27 protein-coding genes and 1 other RNA gene are annotated in these 25,240 nt (G+C 59.5%); 12 read left to right on the plus strand and 16 right to left on the minus strand.

What is annotated here, in order from left to right:
* Positions 1-80: 80 nt before the first annotated feature.
* From MN186_RS07560 to MN186_RS07570, 3 genes are all read right to left on the minus strand, one after another.
* Entirely contained in the window at positions 81-1,412 is a 1,332-nt protein-coding gene (locus MN186_RS07560) for an 8-oxoguanine deaminase (protein ID WP_242113764.1), read from the minus strand.
* 120 nt (positions 1,413-1,532) lie between these two features.
* A complete protein-coding gene (gene hisN / locus MN186_RS07565) occupies positions 1,533-2,336 on the minus strand; it encodes a histidinol-phosphatase (RefSeq protein ID WP_420838909.1) in 804 nt (267 codons plus the stop codon).
* 61 nt (positions 2,337-2,397) lie between these two features.
* A complete protein-coding gene (locus MN186_RS07570; protein WP_242113765.1) occupies positions 2,398-2,766 on the minus strand; it encodes a helix-turn-helix domain-containing protein in 369 nt (122 codons plus the stop codon).
* A 319-nt stretch (positions 2,767-3,085) separates the two neighbouring features.
* Between MN186_RS07570 and MN186_RS07575 the strand changes: the two genes are divergently transcribed.
* From MN186_RS07575 to MN186_RS07585, 3 genes are all read left to right on the plus strand, one after another.
* Positions 3,086-4,057: an NADPH:quinone oxidoreductase family protein gene (locus tag MN186_RS07575; RefSeq protein WP_242113766.1), complete on the plus strand. Its 972-nt coding sequence runs from the start codon at positions 3,086-3,088 to the stop codon at positions 4,055-4,057.
* Between the two features lie 110 nt (positions 4,058-4,167).
* Positions 4,168-4,941, plus strand: a complete 774-nt coding sequence (locus MN186_RS07580; protein WP_242113767.1) for a Bax inhibitor-1/YccA family protein — start codon at positions 4,168-4,170, stop codon at positions 4,939-4,941.
* 65 nt (positions 4,942-5,006) lie between these two features.
* Positions 5,007-5,696, plus strand: coding sequence for an SGNH/GDSL hydrolase family protein (locus MN186_RS07585; RefSeq protein WP_242113768.1), 690 nt, complete (start codon positions 5,007-5,009; stop codon positions 5,694-5,696).
* Positions 5,697-5,755: 59 nt separating this feature from the next.
* On the opposite strand, the gene rpmG is transcribed toward MN186_RS07585, so the two are convergent.
* The 6 genes from rpmG to gatC form a co-directional block, all read right to left on the minus strand.
* Positions 5,756-5,923: a 50S ribosomal protein L33 gene (gene rpmG / locus MN186_RS07590; RefSeq protein WP_008034579.1), complete on the minus strand. Its 168-nt coding sequence runs from the start codon at positions 5,921-5,923 to the stop codon at positions 5,756-5,758.
* Positions 5,924-6,078: 155 nt separating this feature from the next.
* An RNA gene (rnpB, locus tag MN186_RS07595) (RNase P RNA component class A) lies at positions 6,079-6,467 on the minus strand.
* Between the two features lie 12 nt (positions 6,468-6,479).
* On the minus strand, positions 6,480-7,166 hold the full coding sequence (locus tag MN186_RS07600; protein ID WP_289042748.1) for an N-acetylmuramoyl-L-alanine amidase: 687 nt from the start codon (positions 7,164-7,166) through the stop codon (positions 6,480-6,482).
* The gene (locus MN186_RS07605) at positions 7,167-7,901 is read right to left on the minus strand and encodes a hypothetical protein (RefSeq protein WP_242113770.1); all 735 of its coding nucleotides are present in this window, start codon (positions 7,899-7,901) and stop codon (positions 7,167-7,169) included.
* A gap of 43 nt (positions 7,902-7,944) precedes the next feature.
* Complete coding sequence (gatA, locus tag MN186_RS07610) at positions 7,945-9,426, minus strand: Asp-tRNA(Asn)/Glu-tRNA(Gln) amidotransferase subunit GatA (RefSeq protein ID WP_242113771.1); 1,482 nt, start codon at positions 9,424-9,426, stop codon at positions 7,945-7,947.
* Entirely contained in the window at positions 9,426-9,713 is a 288-nt protein-coding gene (gatC, locus tag MN186_RS07615) for an Asp-tRNA(Asn)/Glu-tRNA(Gln) amidotransferase subunit GatC (RefSeq protein WP_242113772.1), read from the minus strand. Before gatC ends, gatA begins: the two co-directional genes overlap by 1 nt.
* A gap of 149 nt (positions 9,714-9,862) precedes the next feature.
* Here gatC and MN186_RS07620 point away from each other — a divergent pair, with 149 nt between their 5' ends.
* Positions 9,863-10,561 (plus strand): metal-dependent hydrolase, encoded by a 699-nt coding sequence (locus tag MN186_RS07620; RefSeq protein ID WP_242113773.1) that lies wholly within the window; start codon positions 9,863-9,865, stop codon positions 10,559-10,561.
* Positions 10,562-10,564: 3 nt separating this feature from the next.
* On the opposite strand, the gene MN186_RS07625 is transcribed toward MN186_RS07620, so the two are convergent.
* Positions 10,565-11,017 carry a nucleoside deaminase gene (locus MN186_RS07625; RefSeq protein ID WP_242113774.1) on the minus strand — a complete coding sequence of 151 codons (453 nt, stop codon included), beginning with the start codon at positions 11,015-11,017 and terminating at the stop codon, positions 10,565-10,567.
* Positions 11,018-11,088: 71 nt separating this feature from the next.
* On the opposite strand from MN186_RS07625, the gene MN186_RS07630 reads away from it, so the two are divergent.
* Positions 11,089-12,069 carry a pseudouridine synthase gene (locus tag MN186_RS07630; RefSeq protein ID WP_242113775.1) on the plus strand — a complete coding sequence of 327 codons (981 nt, stop codon included), beginning with the start codon at positions 11,089-11,091 and terminating at the stop codon, positions 12,067-12,069.
* Between the two features lie 12 nt (positions 12,070-12,081).
* On the opposite strand, the gene xseA is transcribed toward MN186_RS07630, so the two are convergent.
* On the minus strand, positions 12,082-13,587 hold the full coding sequence (xseA, locus tag MN186_RS07635; protein WP_242113776.1) for an exodeoxyribonuclease VII large subunit: 1,506 nt from the start codon (positions 13,585-13,587) through the stop codon (positions 12,082-12,084).
* A 75-nt stretch (positions 13,588-13,662) separates the two neighbouring features.
* Between xseA and purD the strand changes: the two genes are divergently transcribed.
* A complete protein-coding gene (gene purD, locus MN186_RS07640) occupies positions 13,663-14,925 on the plus strand; it encodes a phosphoribosylamine--glycine ligase (protein WP_242113777.1) in 1,263 nt (420 codons plus the stop codon).
* A 27-nt stretch (positions 14,926-14,952) separates the two neighbouring features.
* Here purD and MN186_RS07645 read toward each other — a convergent pair whose 3' ends face one another.
* The 4 genes from MN186_RS07645 to MN186_RS07660 all read right to left on the minus strand — a co-directional run bounded on the left by MN186_RS07645 (position 14,953) and on the right by MN186_RS07660 (position 18,111).
* Positions 14,953-15,276 (minus strand): 2Fe-2S iron-sulfur cluster-binding protein, encoded by a 324-nt coding sequence (locus MN186_RS07645; protein ID WP_242113778.1) that lies wholly within the window; start codon positions 15,274-15,276, stop codon positions 14,953-14,955.
* 206 nt (positions 15,277-15,482) lie between these two features.
* On the minus strand, positions 15,483-15,791 hold the full coding sequence (locus MN186_RS07650) for a hypothetical protein (RefSeq protein ID WP_242113779.1): 309 nt from the start codon (positions 15,789-15,791) through the stop codon (positions 15,483-15,485).
* A gap of 143 nt (positions 15,792-15,934) precedes the next feature.
* Positions 15,935-16,804: a 50S ribosomal protein L11 methyltransferase gene (locus MN186_RS07655; protein ID WP_242113780.1), complete on the minus strand. Its 870-nt coding sequence runs from the start codon at positions 16,802-16,804 to the stop codon at positions 15,935-15,937.
* Positions 16,805-16,875: 71 nt separating this feature from the next.
* Positions 16,876-18,111: an MFS transporter gene (locus MN186_RS07660; protein WP_242113781.1), complete on the minus strand. Its 1,236-nt coding sequence runs from the start codon at positions 18,109-18,111 to the stop codon at positions 16,876-16,878.
* A 134-nt stretch (positions 18,112-18,245) separates the two neighbouring features.
* On the opposite strand from MN186_RS07660, the gene MN186_RS07665 reads away from it, so the two are divergent.
* Entirely contained in the window at positions 18,246-19,319 is a 1,074-nt protein-coding gene (locus MN186_RS07665; RefSeq protein WP_242113782.1) for a YeeE/YedE family protein, read from the plus strand.
* A gap of 4 nt (positions 19,320-19,323) precedes the next feature.
* Entirely contained in the window at positions 19,324-19,743 is a 420-nt protein-coding gene (locus tag MN186_RS07670; RefSeq protein WP_242113783.1) for a hypothetical protein, read from the plus strand.
* Positions 19,744-19,747: 4 nt separating this feature from the next.
* On the opposite strand, the gene MN186_RS07675 is transcribed toward MN186_RS07670, so the two are convergent.
* A complete protein-coding gene (locus tag MN186_RS07675; protein ID WP_242113784.1) occupies positions 19,748-21,943 on the minus strand; it encodes a primosomal protein N' in 2,196 nt (731 codons plus the stop codon).
* 102 nt (positions 21,944-22,045) lie between these two features.
* Here MN186_RS07675 and fsa point away from each other — a divergent pair, with 102 nt between their 5' ends.
* The 4 genes from fsa to MN186_RS07695 all read left to right on the plus strand — a co-directional run bounded on the left by fsa (position 22,046) and on the right by MN186_RS07695 (position 25,233).
* Positions 22,046-22,699, plus strand: a complete 654-nt coding sequence (gene fsa / locus MN186_RS07680; RefSeq protein WP_242113785.1) for a fructose-6-phosphate aldolase — start codon at positions 22,046-22,048, stop codon at positions 22,697-22,699.
* 138 nt (positions 22,700-22,837) lie between these two features.
* Positions 22,838-23,545: a DUF484 family protein gene (locus MN186_RS07685; RefSeq protein ID WP_242113786.1), complete on the plus strand. Its 708-nt coding sequence runs from the start codon at positions 22,838-22,840 to the stop codon at positions 23,543-23,545.
* A gap of 17 nt (positions 23,546-23,562) precedes the next feature.
* Positions 23,563-24,477 carry a tyrosine recombinase XerC gene (locus tag MN186_RS07690; protein ID WP_242113904.1) on the plus strand — a complete coding sequence of 305 codons (915 nt, stop codon included), beginning with the start codon at positions 23,563-23,565 and terminating at the stop codon, positions 24,475-24,477.
* Positions 24,478-24,531: 54 nt separating this feature from the next.
* The gene (locus MN186_RS07695) at positions 24,532-25,233 is read left to right on the plus strand and encodes a CDP-alcohol phosphatidyltransferase family protein (RefSeq protein ID WP_242113787.1); all 702 of its coding nucleotides are present in this window, start codon (positions 24,532-24,534) and stop codon (positions 25,231-25,233) included.
* The last annotated feature ends 7 nt before the right edge of the window (positions 25,234-25,240 follow it).

Here is a 25,240-nt window from a genome sequence, read left to right on the forward strand (position 1 = left end):
TGCGGTAATATCCGCCTGAGAGGTTTAAAATATCGACTATATTACCACGTTTTCGCGCGGCCTCAAAATTGGCGGAGTAGCTAGCCTGAAAGGCGGGAGGCCAGCACGTTCTGATCCTCGATCACGCGGGGCAGGTCGATTGTGCTGATCTGCCCAGCACGGACCACCTGCCGCCCTTCGACAAACAGGTCGCGGACCTGACGCGGGCCGGCCAGAACAAGAGCAGCTGGATCCCAACTGCCCGCGCTTTCCAAACCGGACACATCCCAGATCGCAATATCGGCGCGTTTGCCGACGGCGATCTGGCCGCAATCGTGACGCCCCAGCACCTCGGCCCCGCCACGGGTGGCGATGCGCAGCGCCTCTCGCGCGCTCATCTTGTCGGCACCGTGTGCAACCCGTTGCAACAGCATCGCCTGCCTCGCCTCGTCCATCAGGTTCCCACTGTCATTCGAGGCCGAACCATCCACACCAAGCCCCACCGCGACCCCCGCATCCCGCATCTGTCGCACCGGCGCGATTCCCGATCCGAGCCGACAATTCGAACACGGGCAATGCGCAACACCCGTGCGAGTATGCGCGAACAGGTCAATTTCAGCTGCATCCAGCTTCACGCAATGGGCGTGCCAGACATCGTCGCCAACCCAGCCCAGATCTTCGGCATATTGGCCGGGGCGGCAACCAAACTGCGCCATGCTATAGGCGATATCCTCGTCATTTTCCGCCAAATGAGTGTGGAGCATCACGCCCTTATCGCGCGCCAGAAGGGCGGCGTCCCGCATCAGGTCACGACTGACGGAAAACGGCGAACAGGGCGCAACCCCGACACGCAGCATTGACCCCTCGGACGGGTCGTGAAAGGCGTCGATGACGCGGATGCAATCGTCAAGGATCGCGGCTTCGCGTTCAACCAAAGCGTCGGGCGGAAGCCCCCCGTCGCTTTCGCCGATCGACATCGCCCCGCGCGTCGGATGAAAGCGCACCCCTACCTCACGTGCGCCGTCAATCGTATCCTCAAGCCGTGCGCCGTTAGGGTAAAGATACAGATGATCCGAACTCAACGAGCATCCGGACAGCGCCAATTCGGCCAGCCCAACCATCGCCGAGACGCGCATTTCATCCGGGCCAAACCGTGACCAGATCGGATACAGCGCCTGAAGCCATCCAAACAACAGCGCATCCTGCCCGCCCGGCACAGCACGGGTCAGGGTTTGGTAAAGATGATGATGTGTGTTCACCAAGCCCGGTGTTACAACCGCGCGGGCGGCGTCGATTACCTCGCCTTTCGTGATCAGATCAGGGCCGATTTCTGCGATCACGCCACCCGCGATGCGAATGTCCACCGACGATAACTCGCGCGCAGCATCATCCATCGTCAAAATGGTTGCTGCGTTTTGAATAAGATATTCCATGCTGCCTCTTTCCGCCCATTTCGGTGAGACAATTTTGTTGGCGACAGAAAGGGCAAAGGACTCGCGCGTTTTTGCAGCTTGCCACGAGAGTTCGCGATCACACAACTGCTTTAAGGGCGATCAGGTGCCTGCAAGAACCTCAAGCGCGGCGGCGTGGATTTGGGGATTGGCCGCAGCGACCGCGCGTCCACCTTGATGAACAGGGCCGCCTTCCCAATTGGTGACGATACCACCTGCGGCTTCGATCACGGCCATCGGGCCCTGGATATCATAGGCTTGCAAACCAGCCTCGACCACCAGATCAATCTGCCCCGCAGCCACCAACCCATAGGCATAGCAATCCAACCCGTAACGGGTCAGCTTGACCTGGTTGGACAGATTGCGGAACGCCTGCCCCTCGGCCTTGGTGCCGACTTCGGGGAATGTGGTGAACAAGATGGCGTCGGACAAGCTGCGCGGCGCGCGGGTGCGCAAGGGGCGCGACCCGTGCGGGCCGTCAACGTGCGCCTCGCCAAAGCCGCCGATGAACCGCTCGCCAATATAGGGTTGGTCGATGATGCCAAGCTTGGGGCCGTTATCGTCCCCCACCGCGATCAGAACCCCCCAAGTGGGCGTGCCAGACAGGAAGGCGCGGGTGCCGTCAATCGGATCAAGAACCCATGTCAGACCACTGTCGCCCGCCGTCTGCCCAAATTCTTCACCAAGGATAGCGTCACGCGGCCGCGTTCGTGCCAAGACATCACGCATCGCGCGTTCAGCCGCGCGGTCGGCTTCGGTCACGGGGTCAAAACCAACGCTTAGCTTGTTGTCAGCAAAAAGGTTGTCGGCGCGGAAATAGGGCAACACAGCTTCACGCGCAGCATCTGCCAAAGCCTCTGCCACGCGTACCAATTCCTGTTTCGTGTCTGTGTCCAAATCAGCCACCACTAAATCCCGCGCCCTGCTTCAACCGCGCGGTAGCAGGGCAGGTCGCCCGGCGTCAAGATCAGGCGACGTCTGACAAGACACGCGCCAGTTCAAACAGCCGGCGGCGCTGGTTGTCCGGAATGGCATAATAGCTGCGCACAAGCTCCAATGCTTCCTTGTCCGCCAGAATGTCGCTAGGCAACGCATTTTGCGTTTCAGCGTCAGGTTTGCTTTCCAGACCTTCGAAGAAGAAGCTGACCGGCACTGACAGAGCAGCAGCAATATCCCACAGCCGGGATGCGGACACACGGTTCATACCGGTTTCATATTTCTGAATCTGCTGGAACTTGATCCCAACCTTTTCAGCCAATTGCTGCTGCGTCATTCCCACCATCCACCGGCGGTGACGAACGCGCTTACCAACATGGACATCCACTGGATGTTTCATTCAACCACTCCTCGTTACTAGCTTGGATTACGCAACCAATGATCACGCGACGGCGTTGTCGCTCAACCTGTCTTTTTGGTCAGCTTTACTGCTAAGAACTAAAAACCATTTAATATCAGCTTGATAAGAAGAATTTTCCGCATTTTTCAGACCTCTACCAATGCGAAAGCCAGTGTTATCTTAACACACGCTACAGGAGATTAGCAGTGTTCTTTGCATTTTGCAACTACACAACGTGAGCGCGAACTAATGATTCTGCACTATCCTCCTCGATTCTCGACCCAAGAACAGATACTGATTTCTCAAAAAAGGAGGTTCAATGAAAACCTTTCGCGTCACAGATTTCAACCAGCCCGCGCAGCTGACTGACGCCCCAGCTCCGAAGCCGGCGCAGGGGCAGGCCTTGATTGATATCCGCGCCTGCGGGTTGAATTTCGCAGACCTTCTGATGGCCAAGGGCACCTATCAGGACACGCCGCCGCCCCCTTTTTCGCTGGGTATGGAACCTGCGGGCATCGTCACTGCCCTTGGTCCTGACACAAAAGGTCCGACACCGGGAACGCGGGTCGCCGTATTTTCGGGCCGCGACGGCCTGGCAGAGCAAGGCGTTTTCGATGCCGACCGCTGTCTGCCCCTGCCTGACAAGATGAACTTCACGGAAGCCGCCGCCTTTCAGATCGCCTATGGCACCAGTCACGTCGCGCTGGATCACAAGGCCAGGTTGCAGCCGGGCGAAACCCTTCTGGTGCTAGGTGCGGCAGGAGGCGTTGGACTGACTGCGGTCGAGATCGGCAAACTGATGGGTGCGCGGGTCATCGCCTGCGCACGTGGTGCCGACAAGCTGGCAATCTGCCAGCGCGCCGGGGCGGACCACCTGATCAACACGGACACGCAAGATATCAGGGCCGAGGTCAAGGCACTGGGTGGCGCCGATGTTGTCTATGACGCAATCGGCGGTGCGCAGTTTGACGCGGCCTTCCGCGCCTGCAATCCCGAGGCGCGCATCCTGTTGATCGGTTTCGCCAGCGGCGACCTTCCTGACGTGCGGCCCAACCACATGCTTGTAAAGAACATCTCGCTTATCGGCCTTTACTGGGGGGGGTATCTGAAATTTCGACCACAAGTGTTGACCGACAGCTTACGTCAACTGCTTGCATGGTATGGCGAAGGGAAGATCAAACCGCATGTAAGCCACACCCTGCCACTGGACCACGCCACTGACGCGCTGGACCTTCTGCGCCAGCGCAAATCAACCGGCAAGGTGGTTGTGACGATGAACCCATCATCCTGACGAATTTGCGCGGTTATTCTACTTGAAAAACACCTCGCGCTTACCGATATTAAGCCCGAGTGTGGTGTCCACTTGGGCTCCGCAACTGATATTTCTTGCTGGAGGACTAGATGGCTGAATTTGACACGATCCGCACAGGTGTAGGCACACGTGCTGCGATCGATGAAGGGCTTCGAGCCCACATGAACAAGGTCTATGGGCTAATGTCCGTTGGCCTTCTGATCACCGCGCTGGCCAGCTGGGCCATCGCCGGTCTTGCTGTAACCACAGATCCGACCGGCGCGACCGCCGCGATCCGCGAAGGTCAGTATCTGACTGGTCTGGGTCAGGCGATCTACATGTCGCCGCTGAAGTGGGTCATTATGTTTGCCCCTCTTGGGATGGTTTTTGCCTTTGGCGCGGCCATCAACCGGCTATCTGCGGCTGGCGCGCAGCTGTTCTTCTATGCCTTTGCCGTTCTGATGGGGCTATCGATCAGCTCGATCTTCTTGGTCTTTACCGGCGTGTCGATCGTGCAGACGTTCCTGATTACCGCCATCGCGTTTGCGGGGCTTAGCCTGTATGGTTACACCACCAAACGCGACCTTGGTCCGATGGGTGCGTTCCTGATCATGGGTCTGATCGGCCTGATTGTGGCATCGATCGTCAACATCTTCATCGGCAGTTCGATGATGCATTTCGCGATCTCGGTGATCGGTGTGCTGATCTTCGCGGGCCTGACGGCCTATGACACGCAGCGGATCAAGACCGATTACATCGCCCACGCGCAATCCATGGACAGCGACTGGTTGGCGAAATCCGCGATCATGGGCGCGCTGAGCCTGTATCTGGACTTCATCAACCTGTTCATGTTCCTGCTGCAATTCCTGGGCAACCGCGAATAAGCAGCCAAGATACTAAACAACAAAGGCCGGTCCAATGGGGCCGGCCTTTTTCATGGAAGGTGTTGATGGCAGACCGGATACTGAAATTTGCCTTGGCGCCTGTGCTGGTGGCGCAAGCCTTGCGGGTGCGCAAGACAGCGGCCAGCTTGCCCGAACCACCCGGCGCGCGGGCGGGCCGCACAGGCAAGGGGCCACCCCTGCGCCTTGCCATCCTGGGCGATTCGTCTGCCGCCGGGGTTGGCGCGAGGCACCAGAGCGAAGCTCTTTCAGGTCGTTTGACTGAACTGCTGGCATCCCACTACGCGCTGGACTGGTCGCTTCATGCGCGCACCGGCGCGACCACAAAATCAGTGCTGCGCAAATGGCCCGGCGGGCTTCAGACGTTGGACATCGCCATCATCATCCTTGGCGTCAATGACGTCACCCGACAGGTGCCCCTGCGCCGCCTTCTGGCCCAACGCGAACAGCTTTATGCACGGTTGCAACGCGACCACGGCGCCATGCGTGTGCTGGCGACAGGTGTGCCACCTTTGGCCGATTTTCCATTGCTGCCCGCCCCCCTGCGTCATGTGCTGGGGCATCAAGCCCGGCGGTATGACGCGGCCTTGTCACAGCAGGCAAAGGAATTAGGCGTTGAATACCTGCCATTCAACTTGTCACTGGACCCTGACATGATGGCAGCAGACGGGTTTCACCCCGGCCCGACCGCTTATCGCCACTTTGCCGATATTCTGTTTCGCCAGATCCAACGCTAACAAACGAAAAGGCCGCGCCCAACGGCACGGCCCATTCAAACAGTCGAAAGGGATCAAGCTTACTTGATCTTACCTTCCTTATACTCAACGTGCTTGCGCACAACCGGGTCGTACTTTTTTACAACCATTTTCTCGGTCATGGTGCGAGCGTTTTTCTTGGTCACATAGAAGTGGCCGGTATCCGCGGTCGAGTTCAGGCGGATTTTGATAGTGGTCGGCTTCGCCATGTCGTCAGCTCCTCATCGGGTGGGCGCACCCCGCCCGGGTAAATCTCTGGAACCCGCCTTTTACCGCCATTGGCCCCCGAGTCAACAGCCAATCGGGAAATTCGCGCGGCTTCGTGCAGGCAGTGCGGGTCAGTGCCTAAAAGGCGCGAAAATATATGCGCGGATGGCCTGTAAGCCGGATTCTGTCCAGGTGTTGCCACCGTGGATGACCATTCCTCTAGGATGCCTGTTACCAGACACCTCAAGCTGCCAACCCGGACCTTTGGGCCAAGACAGCCCTGAGGTTTCCCCCGCAAGATCCCTATTTGGCATTGCTCCCGGTGGGGCTTGCCGTGCCGCCCTTGTTGCCAAGCGCGCGGTGGGCTCTTACCCCACCGTTTCACCCTCACCTGCGACAGGCGCAGGCAGTTTGTTTTCTGTGGCGCTTTCCCTCGGGTTTCCCCGGCCGGGCATTACCCGGCACCGTTGCCTTGTGGAGTCCGGACTTTCCTCGCGCCCAGAAAATGCAAGCATCTCTACGACCCGCGGTCATCCAGCCATCCGCGCATAGGTCGACTTAGGCGCTGGGTGCAGGCGCGTCAACGGGGAAGCGGGTGGCAAGATTGGTGATAATGCCCATGTCGCGCGCATCCAGCGAACCACGCGCCCATGGGCGAAAGCGTTGGCGCATTGCGTCCAGAACCGTCGCAACACCCGTTTCGGTGGGGTACCCAAAGCTGGCTGCGCGCCGCAGGAAGGCAGCATCATCCGGTGCGGTGTCCTTGATTTCAGGCCAAACGCCCAGCCCTTGCCGCGACAGCCGCAGCCACGGAAACCGCCGTCCGGGGTCGGTTTTGCGATCTGGCGCCATGTCGCTGTGCCCGATCACACTTTCGGGCGGGATCGAGCAACGCTTCATGACGATTGGCAACAGCCGCTCAAGCTGCGCCAGTTGCGGTTCGCTGAAGGGCGAGGCACCGTCATTGTCGATCTCAATCCCGATCGAGCGCGAGTTGATGTCCCCCTGCCCCCGCCACATACCAGCGCCCGCGTGCCAAGCGCGCATTTCTTCCTCGACCAGCAGAAAAACACGTCCGTCACGATGGAGGAGATAGTGGGCCGAAACCTCGTGTTCCGGCGCACAAAGCCGCGCCAACGCCTCGTCCGGGTCGGGCATGGCGGTATAGTGAAGGACGATAAGCGAGGGCTGCAAGCCATCCCGACGTGGGCCAAAATTCGGGGATGGGCAGCGGATGATTTCCACCTATTCGCCCGAGACAGTCTCGTCCGAGATATTCAGGGTGTCCCCCGGCAGCGGGGCCGGTTCGCTAACAGCAGGTTGTTCTTCGGTCACGATGCCCACTGCCTCAAGGTCAGCCTTGCTGATGCCAGAATCTTCGACCACGGTCGTATCTTCGGCGACACTGCGGGCGGTGCGGAAGGGCGCCGGATTCCAGCCACAAGCGAACCCATCACCATCCGGGTCAAGGCCGTGCTTGTCACGTTTTGGGCCGCCGGCCTCCAGAAAAGCGATCTGTGCGAAATCAGCGGATGTATAGCGCGCGCAATTGCGTTGCGCGCGCGCCTCGCCCGATAGGGCCGAGCGAGAATAGATCGACTGCCCAACCGAATTACTGGACGACAGCGCGTATTCCACCACGGACACCGAATTGTCGTTCGGGCGATCGGGCACCGCGACGACCTCGGCCTGCTGATAGGCGGCCTGATAGTTTTCGATGCGCTGCGCGTCGCTTTCGATGCTTTCACGCGCAGCTACGGCGCTGAAATCCTGTTCATCGGAAATTGCGGCGGACACGGGCGCGCCTCCATCCAACGGCTGGCTGGACACCGCGCTGCCTTCGATCATCGTTGACAGCGGCGCGCCGGTCGCAGTTCCCGCGTTTGGCGGCGCGACATTCGCAGGCGACCGGCTGTCCGGCGCATTGCTGACACAAGCCGACAGGGACGCGACGGCGACAAAACCCATTAGATAGCGCATAGAACCCTCTTTCCCAGCAGCCATATTGGTTGGTCCGCGTGGATTACCACCATTTTTGCGGCTTTGCCACAAATCCTGCGCGTGCCTCCACCTCGTGAGCAATATTTAGCAGATCGCCTTCTTCCCACGGACGCCCGATCAGTTGCAGACCCAACGGTAAGCCCTGTGCGTCCAAACCAGCGGGCACCGCAATCCCCGGCAGGCCCGCAAGGTTAACGGTCACGGTGAACACATCGTTCAGATACATTTTGACCGGATCGGCATTTTCCATCTCGCCCAACCCAAACGCTGCCGATGGTGTGGCGGGCGTCAGGATCGCGTCGATACCTTGCGCGAAAACATCATCAAAATCTTTCTTGATCAATGCGCGCACTTTGCGGGCGCGGTTGTAATAGGCGTCATAAAACCCGGCGGACAGCACGTAGGTGCCGACCATCACGCGGCGCTGTACCTCGTCACCAAAGCCTTCGGCGCGGGTCTTTTCATACATCTCGGTGATGCCATCGCCCTGCCCCAGCTTGGCGCGGTGGCCATAGCGCACCCCGTCATAACGGGCGAGGTTCGAAGACGCCTCGGCCGGCGCAATCACATAGTAAGCAGGCAGCGCGTATTTGGTGTGCGGCAGCGAGATATCGATAACCTCGGCCCCTGCATCGCGCAGCATGTCGGCACCATTGGACCACAGCGCCTCGATCTCGTCAGGCATACCATCCATACGGTATTCTTTGGGCAGACCGATTTTTTTGCCTTTGATATCGCCGGTCAGCATCGCTTCGAAATTCGGCACGGGCAGGTCCGCGCTGGTCGAATCTTTCGCATCGTGTCCGCACATGGCTTCCAGCATGATCGCCGCATCGCGCACCGATTTGGTCATTGGACCAGCCTGATCCAGCGAGGATGCAAACGCCACGACACCCCAACGCGAACAGCGCCCATAGGTCGGCTTGATGCCCGTGATGCCGGTGAAGGCGGCTGGCTGGCGGATCGACCCGCCGGTATCCGTGCCGGTCGCGGCAAGGCAAAGGTCAGCGGCCACGGCGGACGCTGACCCGCCTGACGAGCCGCCCGGTGTCAACTGGCGGTCGTCGATCTTCCAAGGGTTCACGGCGTTGCCGTAAACGCTCGTCTCGTTCGACGACCCCATCGCAAACTCGTCCATATTGAGCTTGCCTAACATGACGGTGCCATTGTCCAAAAGGTTCTGGCTGACAGTCGATTCGTATTCGGGGATGAAGCCCTCAAGAATGCGGCTGCCCGCTTGGCTTGCCACGCCCTTGGTGCAGAACAGGTCTTTGATGCCCAGCGGAATGCCGCACATATCCGGCGCATCGCCCGCTTTGATGCGGTCGTCCGCCGCCTTGGCTTGGTCACGAGCCAGATCGGGGGTGTTGTGGACAAACGCGCCCAGCGCGCCCGCGCCTTCAATCTCGGACAAGCACGCGTCAGTCAGTTCAGCAGATGTCAAATCACCCTTACGCATCGCATCGCGGGCATCGGCAATCGTTAGTTTGTTCAGGTCAGCCATTATTCCACCACCTTCGGCACCGCAAAGAAACCTTCGCGCGCGTCTGGCGCATTGGACAGCACCTTCTCGGGCATGTTGCCATCCGTCACCACGTCTTCGCGACGTTTCAGGCGCATCGGCGTGACCGAGGTCATCGGCTCGACTCCCTCCACATCCACCTCGTTCAACTGCTCGATAAAGCCGAGGATCGCGTTGAAGTTTTCGGCAAGCTCCGGCAGGCGGTCTTCTTCGACCTTGATGCGGGCCAGATGCGCAACCTTGCGCGCGGTTTCGATGTCGATCGACATGGGCGGCTCCCGTGTATGTTTCGCCAGATCGTTTAGCGCGCGCGTGCCCCGCCCGCAAGCCATGTGCGCGGGATGTGACGCTGGCCCACAGGTGACAGGGACGGTTTTGCTGCTAGTCTGACAATGAACGATGAAAAGGGGGGCTTTCCATGCAAATCACATTCCTTGGACATTCCGGCTTTCGGATCGAGATTGAAGACGCCGTGCTTCTGATTGACCCCTGGCTGGATGGCAACCCGATGTTCCCCGAAGACCGGCGGGACGAGGCCACCGAGGGCGCGACTCACATCCTGATCACCCACGGACATGGCGACCACGCGTCATCAACCCTTGCAATTGCCCGAGAGAAAGGCATTCCGGTTGCCGCCATTCACGAACTTGCCACCTTCTGGGGCAATGAAGACGGGGTCGAGACGCTGGGTTTCGGCAAAGGCGGCACCATTGACCTGAACGGGGCGAAGATCACCATGGTGAACGCCTCGCATTCCGCCAGTTTCGACTATCTGGACGGAGAACGCCCGCTGTGCGCCGGGGCCGAGGTCGGGTTCATGATCGCGGGTGAAGATCACGTGATCTATCTGTCCGGCGACACCGACATCATGGCGGATATGGAGTGGATGGGCGATCTGCACAAACCCGATATCGGCATTCTGTGTGCCGGTGGTCATTACACGATGGACATGGCGCGAGTGGCTTACGCGGCGAAACGGTATTTCGATTTCGACACTGTGATCCCCTGTCACTACAAGACCTTCCCGATCTTGGCGCAATCCGCGAACGAGCTTGTTGAAGCCCTGCCCGATGTGAATGTGATCGAGCCAGAAGTGTTGAAGCCGATCACCTTGTAGGGCCTATCGCCGGGCGGCGAAGAAGTCCTTTAGGATCTGCTCGGCCTCGTCCGCGCCGATCCCATCATAGACCTCTGGCACATGGTGGCATTGAGGGTGGGTAAAAATGCGTGGGCCATGTGCGACGCCGCCCGATTTCGGGTCAGCCGCGCCATAATACACCCGGCGAATGCGCGCGGCGGATATGGCGGTGGCGCACATCGGGCATGGCTCAAGCGTCACGTATAGATCGTGATCAGGCAGACGTTCAGAACCCACTTGCGCGCATCCCGCGCGGATCACCAAAATCTCGGCGTGGGCGGTGGGATCGTTCAACTCGCGTGTCCGGTTGCCTGCCGTGGCGACAACCTGCCCAGACGGCGACACCAGCACCGCGCCCACGGGCACCTCACCGCGCTTGGCTGCAGCGCGGGCCTCGTCCAAGGCGGCGTCCATATGGCTTTTGAAACGGCTCATGCCCCCTTTTGCATTGGACCTGCACGCTTGCCAAGGCTTCCCCTTTGCCCCGCCTCGCGCTATGCGAAGGCATGACAGACAAAAAACGCCCCCCCGTTCCCAAATCCGCCCGTAAACTCGCGCCGAAAAGGCCGGATGCCGCACCAACGGATCCGTCGAAAGGCGACCGCATCGCCAAGGTGCTGGCCCGCGCCGGTGTCGCCAGCCGACGCGAGGCGGAACGGATGATTGAAGTGGGGCGCGTGACCGTGAACGGCACGGTGATCGACAGCCCCGCCCTGAACGTCACGCCCAAGGATGAGATCCTGTTTGACGGCGCGCCGCTGGCCGAACCCGAACCGCCGCGTATGTGGCTGTATTACAAGCCCATCGGCCTTGTGACGACGGAACGCGACGAAAAGGGGCGCGACACTGTTTTCAACAATCTGCCTGACGACCTGCCCCGTGTAATGAGCGTCGGGCGGCTTGACCTGAACTCGGAAGGTCTGCTGCTTCTGACCAATGACGGCGAAGTGAAACGAAAGCTGGAGCTGCCATCAACCGGGTGGTCGCGCAAATACCGCGTGCGGGTGAACGGGCGACCTACCGAGGATACGCTGGCCCCGGTGCGCAAGGGTCTGACCATCGACGGCGAGCGGTTCCAGCCGATGGCTGTATCTCTCGACCGGCAGCAAGGCGCAAACGCTTGGCTGACCGTAACCCTGCGCGAAGGCAAAAACCGCGAGGTGCGCCGCGCGATGGAAGCCGTGGGCCTGACCGTGAACCGCCTGCTGCGTGTCAGTTATGGCCCCTTCCAACTGGGCGAATTAAAACCCGGCGAGGTCGAGGAAATCCGCCAACGTGTCGTGCGTGATCCGCTTGGGATGGAGGATGCAAAGCCAACGCCAGTGCGTACGCGCAAAGAAATCCCGCGCGGCAAACACGGCAGCAAACCGGGTGCAAAGCCTGCGTTCAAAGGGACTGGTCGTCCTGGCGGGAAACCGGGGCAGCGCCCGGCGGGGAAAGGCCCCGGCGGCAAACCGCAGGGACGTCCCGGTTCGCGTAAGAAATAACGTGGTTGCAGATCAGAAAAGCGAGCCCTGATCGGGAGCATCTTTTTTGGGCTTGGACTTGGTCGCGGGTTTGGTCGGCCTCGCGGCTGTCGCTGACTCATCCAGTGACAATCGCCCATCCGCAAACTCGATCTCAAGCGCTTTGGCCTGCGCGGCGGCGGCTTGGGTCGTCACGACATCTCCGTCGCCCCGCACAACCGCATAGCCACGCTTCAACGTCTCGGTGTAGCCCAGCGTTTGGCGCATCCGCTCCAATGCAGACAACCGATCCTCATGCCGCTTTGTATTCGACAGAAAGGCACGATCCAATCGCGCGGTCAGTCCGCTGATCTCGACCGTCCGTCGTTTGTTCGCGTCTGTGATACGATCCGGATCCAATCGTACCGCCACCATATCAAGCCGGTCCCGCATCGGCGCAAGCCGAGAGGTCAGAACACGCGGGCGCAGACCCGCTGACGCCTCAGACAACTTCACGCGCCGTTGCTGCGTCATGTACCGCAAGGCAGAGGGCAGTTTGTGGCTGGCCGTATCCAACCGCTGGCGTGGGTTTTCCAACAACGCCTCGGGGCGCGGCAGGGCGCGGGCCAAGTCACGCAGCCGCTGGCCGCGTTGCATCAGCGCCTGTTCAAGCGACCGGGTCAGTCGGGTGCCCTGCTCCTCGGCCCAAGCCAGCAACTCCATCCGCACCGGCACGGCATGTTCGGCAGCCGCCGTCGGTGTGGGCGCGCGCAGATCGGACACATAGTCGATCAGGGTCGTGTCCGTTTCATGCCCCACAGCAGAGATGACAGGAATTTCCGAAGCCGCCACAGCGCGGGCGACGTTTTCTTCGTTGAAGCCCCACAAATCCTCTATCGAGCCACCACCACGTGCGACGATCAGCAGATCCGGCCGGGGCAGCGCGCCACCCGGTTGCAAACGGTTGAAGCCTTCGATCGCGGCGGCAACCTGAGGCGCGCTCGCTTCACCCTGAACGGCCACTGGCCAAATCAGCACCTTGCGCGGGAAGCGATCCCGCAAACGGTGCAGAATATCGCGGATGACGGCACCTGAGGGCGAGGTCACAACGCCAATCACGTCGGGCAGGAAAGGCAGCTTCTTCTTGCGTTCAGGCGCAAAAAGCCCTTCTGCAGCCAGTGCTTTCTTGCGCTTTTCCAACATCGCCATCAACGCGCCTTCACCCGCGACGACGACATCATCGACGTTGATTTGGTATTTGGACTGGCTGCCGAAGGTCGTGATCTTGCCTGAAACGATCACTTCCATGCCTTCCTCGGGCATGATTGAAAGGCGGCTGACCTGTCCCTTCCAACTGACGGCAGCGATCACAGACCGATCATCTTTCACATCAAAATACAAATGGCCCGACCGTGCCAGCATCACGCGCCCGACCTCGCCGCGGACGCGGACGCGACCAAACGCGCCCTCGATTGTCTTTTTCACCGCGCCAGAGATTTCCGAAACGGTAAACTCGGGCGCATTCTGGCCGGGGGTGGGGTCGTCAATCAGCTCGGACATACTGCCTCAGTTCTTGTGCATTGCTCGCCTCGACCTTAGAACGCCGATGACAGAAGGCCAAGCGGGGGACGAGCCATGAACATCCTTATTCTGGGCAGCGGCGGGCGCGAACATGCGCTTGCATGGGCTGTGATGCAAAACCCGAAATGTGATCGGTTGATCGTGGCGCCCGGAAATGCAGGAATGGCCCAGATCGCAGAGTGTGCGACGCTGGACATTGAAAACGGCGACGCGGTCGTGACGTTTGCGCAGCAAAACACCATTGATTTCGTCATCATCGGGCCGGAAGCGCCGCTGACCAAAGGCGTGGCCGACCGTCTGCACGAGGCGGGCGTCAACGTCTTCGGCCCATCGGCAGAAGCCGCAAAACTGGAAGCCTCGAAGTTCTTTACCAAAGAAATCTGCGATGCAGCAGGCGCGCCCACGGCGGCCTATGGCCACTTCACCGACGCAGACGCCGCCAAGGCCTATATCCGCGAACAAGGCGCACCGATCGTGGTCAAGGCCGACGGGTTGGCTGCAGGCAAGGGCGTGATCGTCGCGATGGATGAGCAGACGGCGCTGGACGCTATCGACGATATGTTCGGCGGCGCGTTTGGCGGGGCTGGCGCAGAAGTTGTGATCGAGGAGTTTATGGATGGCGAGGAAGCATCTTATTTCATCCTCTGCGATGGCACGACCGCACTGCCCATCGGCACCGCGCAGGACCACAAGCGCGTGGGCGATGGCGATACGGGGCTGAACACCGGCGGCATGGGCGCCTATTCCCCTGCCCCGGTTTTGACCGACGACATTGCCGCCCGCGCAATGCGCGAGATCATTGAGCCCACCGTGGCCGAAATGGCCAAACGCGGTACGCCCTATCAGGGCGTTCTGTATGCGGGGTTCATGATCAAAGATGGCCAGGCGCGGCTGGTGGAATACAACGCCCGATTCGGCGATCCGGAATGTCAGGTCTTGATGATGCGGCTGGGCGCGCAGGCGCTGGATCTGATGCTTGCTTGCGCCGAAGGACGACTTGATGAAGCGCAAGTCAACTGGGCAAATGACCACGCGATCACCGTGGTGATGGCGGCCAACGGCTATCCCGGACCTTATCAGAAGGGGTCGGTCATCAAGGGCTTGGACGATCTGCCGGAGGATTCAATGAACATGGTATTTCATGCTGCCACCACCAAAGTGGATGGCGAGATCACAGCCACCGGTGGGCGTGTTCTGAACATCACCGCCCGCGGCGACAGCCTGCAAGAGGCCCGCGACCGCGCCTATGCGATGATCGAAAAGATTGACTGGGCCGAGGGGTTCAACCGTTCCGATATTGGCTGGCGGGCGCTATAGGCGCCGGCCAGCCGCAGCGCCAAAACTTCAGATCTGCTTTTCAGGCATATGCACGACCAGACCATCCAGATCGTCGGTCACCTTGATCTGACAGGTCAGGCGTGACCGTTCAGCATCCGGTTCAAAAGCAAAATCCAGCATGTCTTCTTCCATCGGGTCCTTGGGTGGAACCTTATCGACCCACGCAGCATCCAGATAGACGTGGCAGGTGGAACAGGCGCAGGCACCACCGCAATCGGCTTCGATCCCAGGAATGTTGTTGTCACGCGCACCTTCCATAACGGTCAGGCCGGGTGCAACGTCGACGACATGCTGTGTTCCATTGTGCTCGATGTAAGTGATCTTGGCCATCCGGCGCCTCCTGTTCATGCTCGGGTCTTTCTAGACAAGGCAGATAGACAAGGCCAACAGGATTTGCGAGGGCTGATGCGCAAAGATTACGGGCGGACGGAAAACTTTTTACGAAACAAAGACAAACGCCCCGAAAACGCCTTGGGCGCGCGGGGCGACAGTCATTGCATTGCGGTGATCCAGATCGAGTAGAGGCAAAGCCCCGATTAAAGCAGGCCCGCCAACTGTCCGGCAATCGCCTGCGTGACAGGATCCGCCTGCATCACCCAAGCGCCAGCCTGTTCGATCAGCGTTCCCTGGGCCAAGCGGTCCAAACGGTCCGTGTAATTCAAAGCGCCCACTTGGCTAAGCATGAACCCCTTGAACACCATGAAGCCGATCAGCGTCAGCACCAATCCCTTGATGGGGAACCCGCGCCGCATCCGACGTTGGCGGGGCACCAACAAGCCATCACGTTCGACCAGCTCCACATACCCATTGGTAAATCGACGATGTTGGCGGCTAATTCCACGCACTCTCTTTTGAAAGTCTTGAACTTGTGCATCAGTCACTTTCAATCCCTCCCCTATTAACAAAAAATAAAAATAATTTTCATGAATCAGAATATGGCAAAAAAGTGCTTGTGACTAGAAAGCAGTCAAATTTTAGGCGAAAAAGATTAATTTTTGCGGAGGATTAGCGTCGTCCAGTCGACAATCTCGGTTCGTTCAACAAGATTAAACCCATTTTCGGCATAAACGGCGATCACCTCGTCCGCTTGCGGGTTCAGAATCCCCGAAAGAATCGCATACCCTTTGGGCGAAATATTCTTTCCCATATCCGGCGCAAGACCAATCAAGGGGCCTTTCAGGATATTTGCGAACACAAGATCAAAGGGGATGGCATCTTGCAATTCGGGGGCGTTGAAACCAGCGGCTTCAACGCAGCAAATGCGGTCTTCCAGGTTGTTGGCAGCAATATTGGCCTTGGCCACATCAACCGCAACTTGGTCGATATCGCTTGCCAGCACCGGGTTGGGCCAGATGCGGGCGGCGGCCATCGCCAAAACAGCGGTCCCACAGCCAATGTCGACAACATTCTTGCCGACGAACCCCTGCCCGGCCAGTTTATCCAACGCTTGCAAGCATCCCAGCGTCGTGCCGTGATGGCCGGTGCCAAAGGCCATCGCGGCTTCGATCAACAAGGCGATCTTGCCATCGGGCACCTGATCGGCGTCATGACTGCCATAGACAAAGAAACGCCCCGCCTCGACCGGTGACAATTCGCGACGGACATGGGCGACCCAATCGACCTCGGGTAATTCCGAGACGGCGAAATCCTGCGCGCCGTGCATCGTGGCCAATAGCGCAAGCCCCGCAGGGTCGGGTTGTTCGACAAAATAAGCACCTACTTCCCAGATGCCCGCACCATCCTCGATTTCAAACATGCCAACGCCGGTCGGCTCGGGCGTTAGGTTTTCCATCGCGGCGCCAAGCGCCTCGGCGGCGGCTTGACCTTTCAAGGTGGTCAGAGCGGTCCATGTGGTCATCATGCCATCCTTTCAACTGCACCTTTTGGCCTAGTGCGCGGCGTGGGGCGGGTCAACTGTTTCGCCCTGCCCTACCGCACAACCTGCCGCAACGGAGGCGCAAACACTGTTTCGTTGCCCTTCTCCGGATGGCGCGGGATCAAAAGCGCCAGCATCAGCGAGACCGCCGCCATTCCGGCAGCAAGCCCGAACACCGCTCCCGGTGACACGACCCACAGGTACCCAAGAAGCGCGGGCAGGAACACAGCCGCAATGTGGTTGATTGTAAACGCCACCGCCGCAGTGGGCGCAATATCTTGCGGGTCTGCGATCTTTTGGAAATAGGTTTTCAATGCGAAAGCCAGTGCAAAGAACATGTGATCCAACACGTAAAGCACCGCCGCCAGCACAACACCCCACCCAAAATAATAAATGCCGCCATAAGCCAGAAACACACCGACCAGCCCGACATATTCGAATGCCAGCGCACGGCGTTCGCCCCATTTCGCGACCGCTTTACCCATCAAGGGCGCAAAGAAGATATTGGCGGCATAGTTGATCAGGAACAGGGCTGTAATTTCGTGCACCTCGAACCCGAAGCGTTCAACCATCATGAAGGCGGCAAACACCGTGAAAATCTGACGCCGCGCACCGGACATGAATTGCAAGGCGTAATACAGCCAATAGCGCCGGCGCAGCACGAACTGCTTCAGTTGCGGCTCGGGGCTTTCGAATTGCGGGTAGGCGAAGAAGCAAAAGATCGCGACGGCCAATGTCGTCCCACCTGCAAGCATATAGACGAGGTTATAGCTAAGGTCGAAGGTCTTCCATGTCAGGACCAGCAACCCATAACTGACTAACCCCGCCGCCGAGCTGATCGCCATGATCCAACCCAACATCTGCGGCGCGCGCTTCTTGTCGATCCATTGCAGTTGAAGCGACTGATTCACCGTCTCGAAGTAATGAAACCCAATAGACGACAGCATCGTGATCGTCAGAATGCCACCAAAGCTGGGGAACCACGCGGTCACCGCCGTGGCAGCACCCAGCAGGCCCAGCGCCACGATCCCCAGAACCTGTTCGCGAAACAGCATCAGAAGGGCGATCACCCCGATGGCCAGAAACCCCGGAATTTCGCGCACCGTATGCAGCCAGCCGATTTCGACACCGGTAAAGCCTGCAGCGTCGATCACGAAGTTGTTTAAAAGAGCCGACCAGGTGAAAAAAGCAACCGGCATCCCCGCCGCCATCAACATCAGCAGGAAAATGGGGCGGCGCCAAAATGGCAAGGCGCGCGCTTGGTCAAGAGTCAGGATCTGAAGTCTCATAATCACGCCATACGCTCGTTATCCCCAGTTGGCGAGCCGTTAACGCATTCGCTCAAGCATATATGTTTATGATATAAGTCAAGATGTGCAGGTCGGAAACACGTTAAGATTACTGGAAAAGCAAGAGAGACCAGATGGATATCATCCCCCTGATCGACCGAATCGGAGAAGCTCCGACAGCCGCACTGTTCGGCCTTATCACCGGTATTGTGTTCGGCGTGGCCGCCCAGCGGTCGCGGTTCTGCCTGCGCGCGGCGACCGTGGAGTTTGCGCGGCGCATGATGGATAATTCGGTCGCTGTGTGGCTTTTGACTTTCTCGACGGCGCTGGTTTGGGTTCAGGGTGCATCGCTTGTGGGGCTGTTGCGGGTCGAGGACGCGCGAATGATGGCCGTGACCGGCACTTGGTCAGGCGCCATTATCGGCGGGTTGATGTTCGGCGTGGGTATGGTGCTGGCACGTGGCTGTTCGGGCCGTCTTCTGGTGCTGGCGGCGACGGGCAACCTGCGATCGGTCGTGTCCGGCCTGATCTTCGCCGTCGTTGCACAAATGAGCCTGCACGGCTGGCTTGCCCCTACCCGCGACACACTTGCCCGGCTTTGGATGACCGAAGGCGGCACAAACATGAACCTTCTGACCACGCTTGGCATCCCAGCCTGGAGCGGTTTTGCGCTGGGGGTCATCACCGCCATTATGGCCATCGTCATCGCCCGCCGGTCGGGCATGGAATACAAACGATTGGTGTTCGGGTCAGGGGTGGGATTTGCCGTCGCCCTTGGCTGGGTCTTAACCTATCAGCTGTCTATGGCCGCGTTCGAGCCTGTGTCCGTCACTTCGGCCACATTCTCTGGCCCATCTGCCAACACGCTTATGTTTTTTCTGATCCCCGACCCTGTCCTGAATTTCGACGTAGGGCTCGTGCCGGGCGTGGTCATCGGCGCGTTTGCCGCCAGTTGGTTGTCGGGCGATTTCAAATTCCAAGGTTTCGATGGTGAAGCAACCATGCGCCGCTCTATGACCGGAGCGTTCCTGATGGGCTTTGGCGCAATGCTGGCTGGCGGCTGCGCCATCGGCGCAGGCGTCACCGGCACCTCGATCTTCGTCGGCACCGCATGGCTCGCGCTTTTGTGCATGTGGATCGGGGCGGTGTTCACCGATGCGCTGGTGGATCAGGCGCAAGGCCGGGGCGCTGCGTTGCCGGCGGAGTAACGAATTGGCGAAAATTGACTTCTCTGCGCAATTTGGCGGGCGAGATGCTGCAAAAGCGGTACTGCCCCATTTCAGGGCATTGAAGGCAGCGTGCAGAGACATAGACACACCGAGATTTCCTGCCCCCAAACTCACATTCATCCTTCGAGTTGATGGCAGTATCAATACATATGGTTTTTCGGGACCAAATCATTTGGACATAAAAGAAAACGACTATGTTTCAGTTGATTTGGGAATACCCACGCGCGCTTACTCCATTTCCAGCGTAGACACCGCTAAGTTTATTACTGACCAATTGTTGAAAAGTGTCGATTTTTTAGTTGAGTTAGATAACCCGCAATTAAGTGATCTAGCTGCGGTTGCCCTGCGCGATTCAATCAGAGACCTGAACAAAATCTACCTTTTAGAAATTGAGAAGCTTTGAAGCTCTAATAAAAACTCTGCGGGTCAATATCCACCGACACACGCATGTCGCCTTTGATGTTGAACTGCGCAAGCCAGCGTTTTAGCGCGGGTTGTATGGGCGCACCCTTATCAGCTTTCACCAGCAGACGCACACGATGCCGCCCCCGTACGCGCGCGATCGGCGCGGGGGCGGGGCCGTAAAGTTGCGCGCCGATTTGGATCAGCGGCTCGGATCGACGGGCCATTTCTGACCCTAGATCAAACACCGCTTGGATGTCGGGGGATGACAGAATGATACCGGCCATGCGCCCATAGGGCGGCACGCCCGCAGCTTGCCTTTCACCTGCTTCCGCGCGCCAGAACTTCTCTTCCTCGCCAGCAAGGATCGCGCGGATCACCGGGTGTTCGGGTTGGAACGTTTGCAGGAGCGCGACGCCGGGCGTTTCCGCCCGTCCAGCCCGGCCCGCGACTTGGCGGATCAGTTGGAAGGTGCGTTCAGCCGCGCGCAAGTCAGATCCTTGCAAGCCAAGATCGGCGTCGATCACGCCGACCAGAGTGAGCTTGGGGAAGTTGTGCCCTTTGGCGACCAGTTGCGTGCCGATGATGATGTCGGCGCCTCCTGCCGCGATCAGTTCGATCTGTTCTTTCAGCGCGCGGGCTGAGCCAAACAGGTCGGACGACAACACCGCCACGCGGGCGTCCGGGAAACTGGCGCGGACTTCTTCCGCCAGCCGTTCGACACCCGGACCGACCGGGGCCAGCTTGCCTTCAACGTCGCATTCCGGGCAGGCCTCGGGCATCGGTTTTGTTTCGCCGCATTGGTGGCAGACAAGGCGTTTCTGGAAGCGGTGTTCCACCATGCGCGCGTCACAATGGTCACAGCCAATCTGGTGTCCGCAAGCCCGGCAAATCGTGACCGGCGCATAGCCACGGCGGTTGATGAACAACAGCGATTGTTCGCCCTTCGCGATGCGCAGGGTCACGGCGGCTTTCAGCGTGGGGGAAATCCAGCTTTGCGACGGCAAATCCTCTTGCCGCATATCAATCGCGCGCATGTCGGGCATGACGGCGGGACCATACCGACTGGTCAGGTCAATACGGTTGTATTTCCCCGCCTCGCAGTTGGCCCAAGTCTCAAGCGAGGGCGTGGCCGAGGCCAGCACCACTTGCGCATCACAGATCGACGCGCGCATTACAGCCATGTCGCGGGCAGAATACAGCACTCCGTCTTCCTGCTTGTAGGAACTGTCGTGCTCCTCATCCACGATCACCAACCCAAGGTCACGAAATGGCAGATAGAGCGCGGAACGGGCACCCACCACAAGCGATGCCTCCCCCTGCCCGACCATCCGCCAGCACCGGCGGCGTTCGGTCATGGTCACACCGGAATGCCATTCGGCAGGTTGCGCGCCGAAGCGTTCTTCGACCCGTTTCAGGAACTCGGCGGTGAGCGCAATTTCAGGCAAAAGAACCAGAGCTTGACGGCCTTTCTTCAAACAGGCGGCGACGGCTTCCAGATAAACCTCGGTCTTACCGGCGCCGGTGACGCCACGCAGAAGCGTGGTGCCATAACGGCCGGTGCGCACGCCATCGGTCAGTTGCTTGGCGGCGGCGGCTTGTTCCTCGGTCAGTTGCTTGCTGGGCAAGCTGGGGTCAAGACGCGGATAGGGCATGTCGCGCGGCGTGTCTTCCTCGCGAATGGCACCCAGCTTCACCAGCCCCTTCACAACGGAGCCACTTACCCCCGCCAAATCGGCCAATTCCTTCTGCGTGAAGCCGACACCGGGCTGATCCATCAGCACGTCCATCACCTTGGCACGTGCATCGGTCAGGCGGTTGGGGCGATGTCCCGACGCCTTCAAAACCTTGCGCATCGAAGGTGGATCGGACAGGCCCGGCGCGCGGGTGGCAAGGCGCAACATCTGGCTCATCGGGGTCAGGGTGTAATCGCCGACGCGGGTCAGAAATTCCGCCATCTCGGCGCGCATGGGGGCCACATCCAGAACGCGGATCACGGCGCGCAGTTTGGAGGCGTCAAATCCAACCTCGCCCGGCCCCCAGATCACGCCCAGCACCTTGCGCGGGCCAAGCGGCACCTCGACAAACGCACCTTGCACGCAGCCCTCTTCGGGCGCGCGGTATGTCAGGATACGATCCAAGGGCTGCGCGGTCAGAACACCGACGCGCGCGCCTTCCGGAAAATGCTGAATATCGCTCATTTCGCCTGAGTCCCCGTGGTCGCGCGCACCATAAGGGCTTTCTGCCCGCGCGCCCATGGGGTATGAGAGCGCAAACGCTCAATAGCTGCAGGAGCCGCGCATATGAAATTTTTCGCTGATACCGCCGATATCGACGCCATCAAGGAACTGAACGACGTCGGGATGATCGACGGCGTGACCACCAACCCCTCGATCATCAAGAAATCGGGACGTGACATTCTGGAAGTGACCAAGGAAATCTGCGACATCGTGGATGGCCCAGTCTCTGCCGAAGTCACCGCCATTGATGCCGACACCATGATCGCAGAAGGCCGCAAGCTGGCGAAGATCGCCGACAACATCGCAGTCAAGGTGCCGCTGACCTGGGACGGGCTGAAAGCCTGTAAGGTTCTGACCGACGAAGGCACCATGGTGAACGTGACGCTGTGTTTCTCAGCCAACCAGGCGCTGCTGGCCGCAAAAGCTGGTGCGACCTTCATTTCGCCGTTCATTGGTCGTCTGGATGACATCAACATGGATGGGCTGGAGTTGATCGAGGACATTCGCACCATCTATGACAACTACGGGTTCGAGACGCAGATTCTGGCGGCGTCGATCCGGTCGGTCAACCACATGAAAGACTGTGCGCTGGTTGGGGCAGATGTGGCCACCGCACCAACATCGGTCATTCAGGCGATGGCAAAACACGTGCTGACCGACAAGGGGCTGGACGCGTTTCTGGCCGACATCAAAGCGGCTGGCATCAAGATTCTCTGAGCCGCACACCAACACCGCGACTGTTACGAGGGGGCCACGGCCCCCTTTTTCGTCGGCGCATAAGCGAAAAAACTGGCCACTCGCCACCTTCCCTCGTGTATGTTCGATCAAAACGACAAATAAAATTCGAGGCAGCAGATGAACGTACCCGCTACGATCGACGAAGAATTGCGCGCGCATTTGATCGCGCAACCCGAAACCATCCTGGATGATCAGGATATCATGCGCGCCCTGATTGACGCGAATGAACGGATCATGGGCGCCAATATCGTGGACCTTCGCGGCATTGCGATGGACCGGCTCGAGTCCCGGTTGGACCGGCTGGAAGATACGCACCGTTCTGTGATCGCTGCCGCCTATGACAATATTGCTGGCATGAACCTGATCCACCGCGCGGTGCTCAGAATGCTGGACCCGGCCGATTTCGAGCTGTTCATGGCCGATCTTGGCGGCGAAGTGGCCGAGATTTTGCGCGTCGATTGCGTGCGCCTTGTGCTGGAAACCGAGCTTGGCCAGAAAAACAGCGCCATCGGGCGGCTTGGGCCGGTTCTGTCCGTGACCGAACCGGGTTTCGTCGATGAGTATCTTGGAATGCGGGCCGAGCAATCGGCGGGGCAGGTTTTTCTGCGCCAGATCCAGGAACAGGAAGAAACCATCTATGGCGAAACCGGCTTCTGGGTCCGGTCCGAAGCCTGCATCCGTCTGGATCTGGGCGAAGGCCGCCTGCCCGGCATGTTGGTTCTGGGGGTCGAGGACGCACAGCAGTTCAAACCCGGACAAGGCACCGACCTTCTGGCCTTCTTCGGCGGCGTGTTCGAACGCGCGATGCGCCGCTGGCTGTCGTGACCGGCAAGGCCACGTTAATGATCTCGGCGGGCGCGCGAGCCGCGTTGTCGGAGTGGCTTGATCATATCCGCGCGCTGGACGGGGCGTCGGTCAACACCCTTGCGGCTTATCAGACGGATTTGACGGGGTTTCTGGCCTTCATGGCGACCCATCTTGGCGGGTCTGCCGGACGTGGCGGATTGGCGGCGGTGTCGCTTCCGGATATGCGTGCATGGATGGCGCATGAACGCGGCCGTGGGGTCGGCGCGCGATCTTTGGCCCGAGCATTATCGGCGGTCAAAAGCTTCTATCGCTGGCTCAGCGAACGCGACGATTTCGATGCCACCGCCGTCTTGTCCACGCGCAGCCCGAAATTCTCAAAGAAACTGCCCCGTCCACTGGCGCCTGATGCCGCCAAGGCGGTGATCGAAACGGCGGGTCTGCAATCGCTGCACGGCTGGGTGGGCGCGCGTGATATTGCGGTCGCCACGCTGCTTTACGGCTGCGGCCTGCGCATTTCCGAGGCACTGGGGCTGACCTGCGCCGACGCCCCCCTGCCCGACGCCCTGCGAATTAAAGGCAAGGGCGGCAAGGAACGTGTGGTGCCTGTCTTGCCCGTCGCCCGCGACGCAGTCGAAGCATATCGTCGGCTTTGCCCACACCCCGAAACGCCCGACGCCCCCCTGTTTCGCGGTGTGCGCGGCGGCGCGCTTGGGCCGCGCGCTGTGCAAAATACAATGCAGCAGGTGCGCCTGCAGCTGGGCTTACCCGCCACAGCAACCCCCCACGCGATGCGCCACAGCTTTGCGACGCATCTTCTGGCCGCAGGCGGTGATCTGCGTGCCATTCAGGAACTTTTAGGCCATGCCAGCCTGTCCACCACCCAAGCCTATACCTCCGTCGATACCTCGCGCCTGCTCGAGGTCTACAAGGCCGCCCACCCCCGCGCCTGACCGCGCCCAAGGTTTCTTCTTTCCCCCATCCTCAATTTCCGGCACAAAGCGCGCATGAAAATTACGACTAAAGCCCTGCTTGTTCATCTGTTCACCGCAACTGGTGCTGTCATCGCGATGTTGGCCATGTTGGCCGCAGTCGACGAAAAATGGAGCCTTATGTTCCTTTGGCTTGTCGTCGCCTTTGTGGTTGATGGTATCGATGGCCCTCTGGCGCGGCGTTATCACGTCAAAGTCAATGCACCGCAATATGACGGCGTGTTGATGGACATGATCATCGACTATCTGACCTATGTGTTCATCCCCGCGTTTGCGCTGTTCAAGTCCGACCTGATGCCGGGCTGGACGGGTTGGTTCGCAATTATCGTGATCACATTCGCCAGCGCGATTTATTTCGCAGACACCAGAATGAAAACCAAAGACAACAGTTTCTCAGGGTTTCCGGGATGTTGGAATATGCTGGTCATTGTCCTGTTCGCAACGGAACCAAACTTTTGGATCCTGTTGTTATTGGTGACCGCGTTGGCGATCGCCATGTTCCTGCCGTTGAAATTCATTCATCCGGTACGAACCGAACGGTGGCGCGAGCTTAGCTTGCCCGTTGCGCTGGCTTGGACGTTCTTTGCCGGCTGGGCGGCTTGGGTTGATTTTCACCCGGAAAGCTGGGCGCATTGGGGATTGGTCGTGACCTCGATCTATCTGTTGGTTGCGGGGATCGCACAGCAGATAATCCCCGAGCGCGGCGCAACTGCGTAAACGCGGC

The sequence above is a fragment of the Aliiroseovarius sediminis genome (assembly GCF_022678485.1).
In the GTDB taxonomy this organism is placed as follows: Bacteria; Pseudomonadota; Alphaproteobacteria; order Rhodobacterales; family Rhodobacteraceae; genus Aliiroseovarius; species Aliiroseovarius sediminis.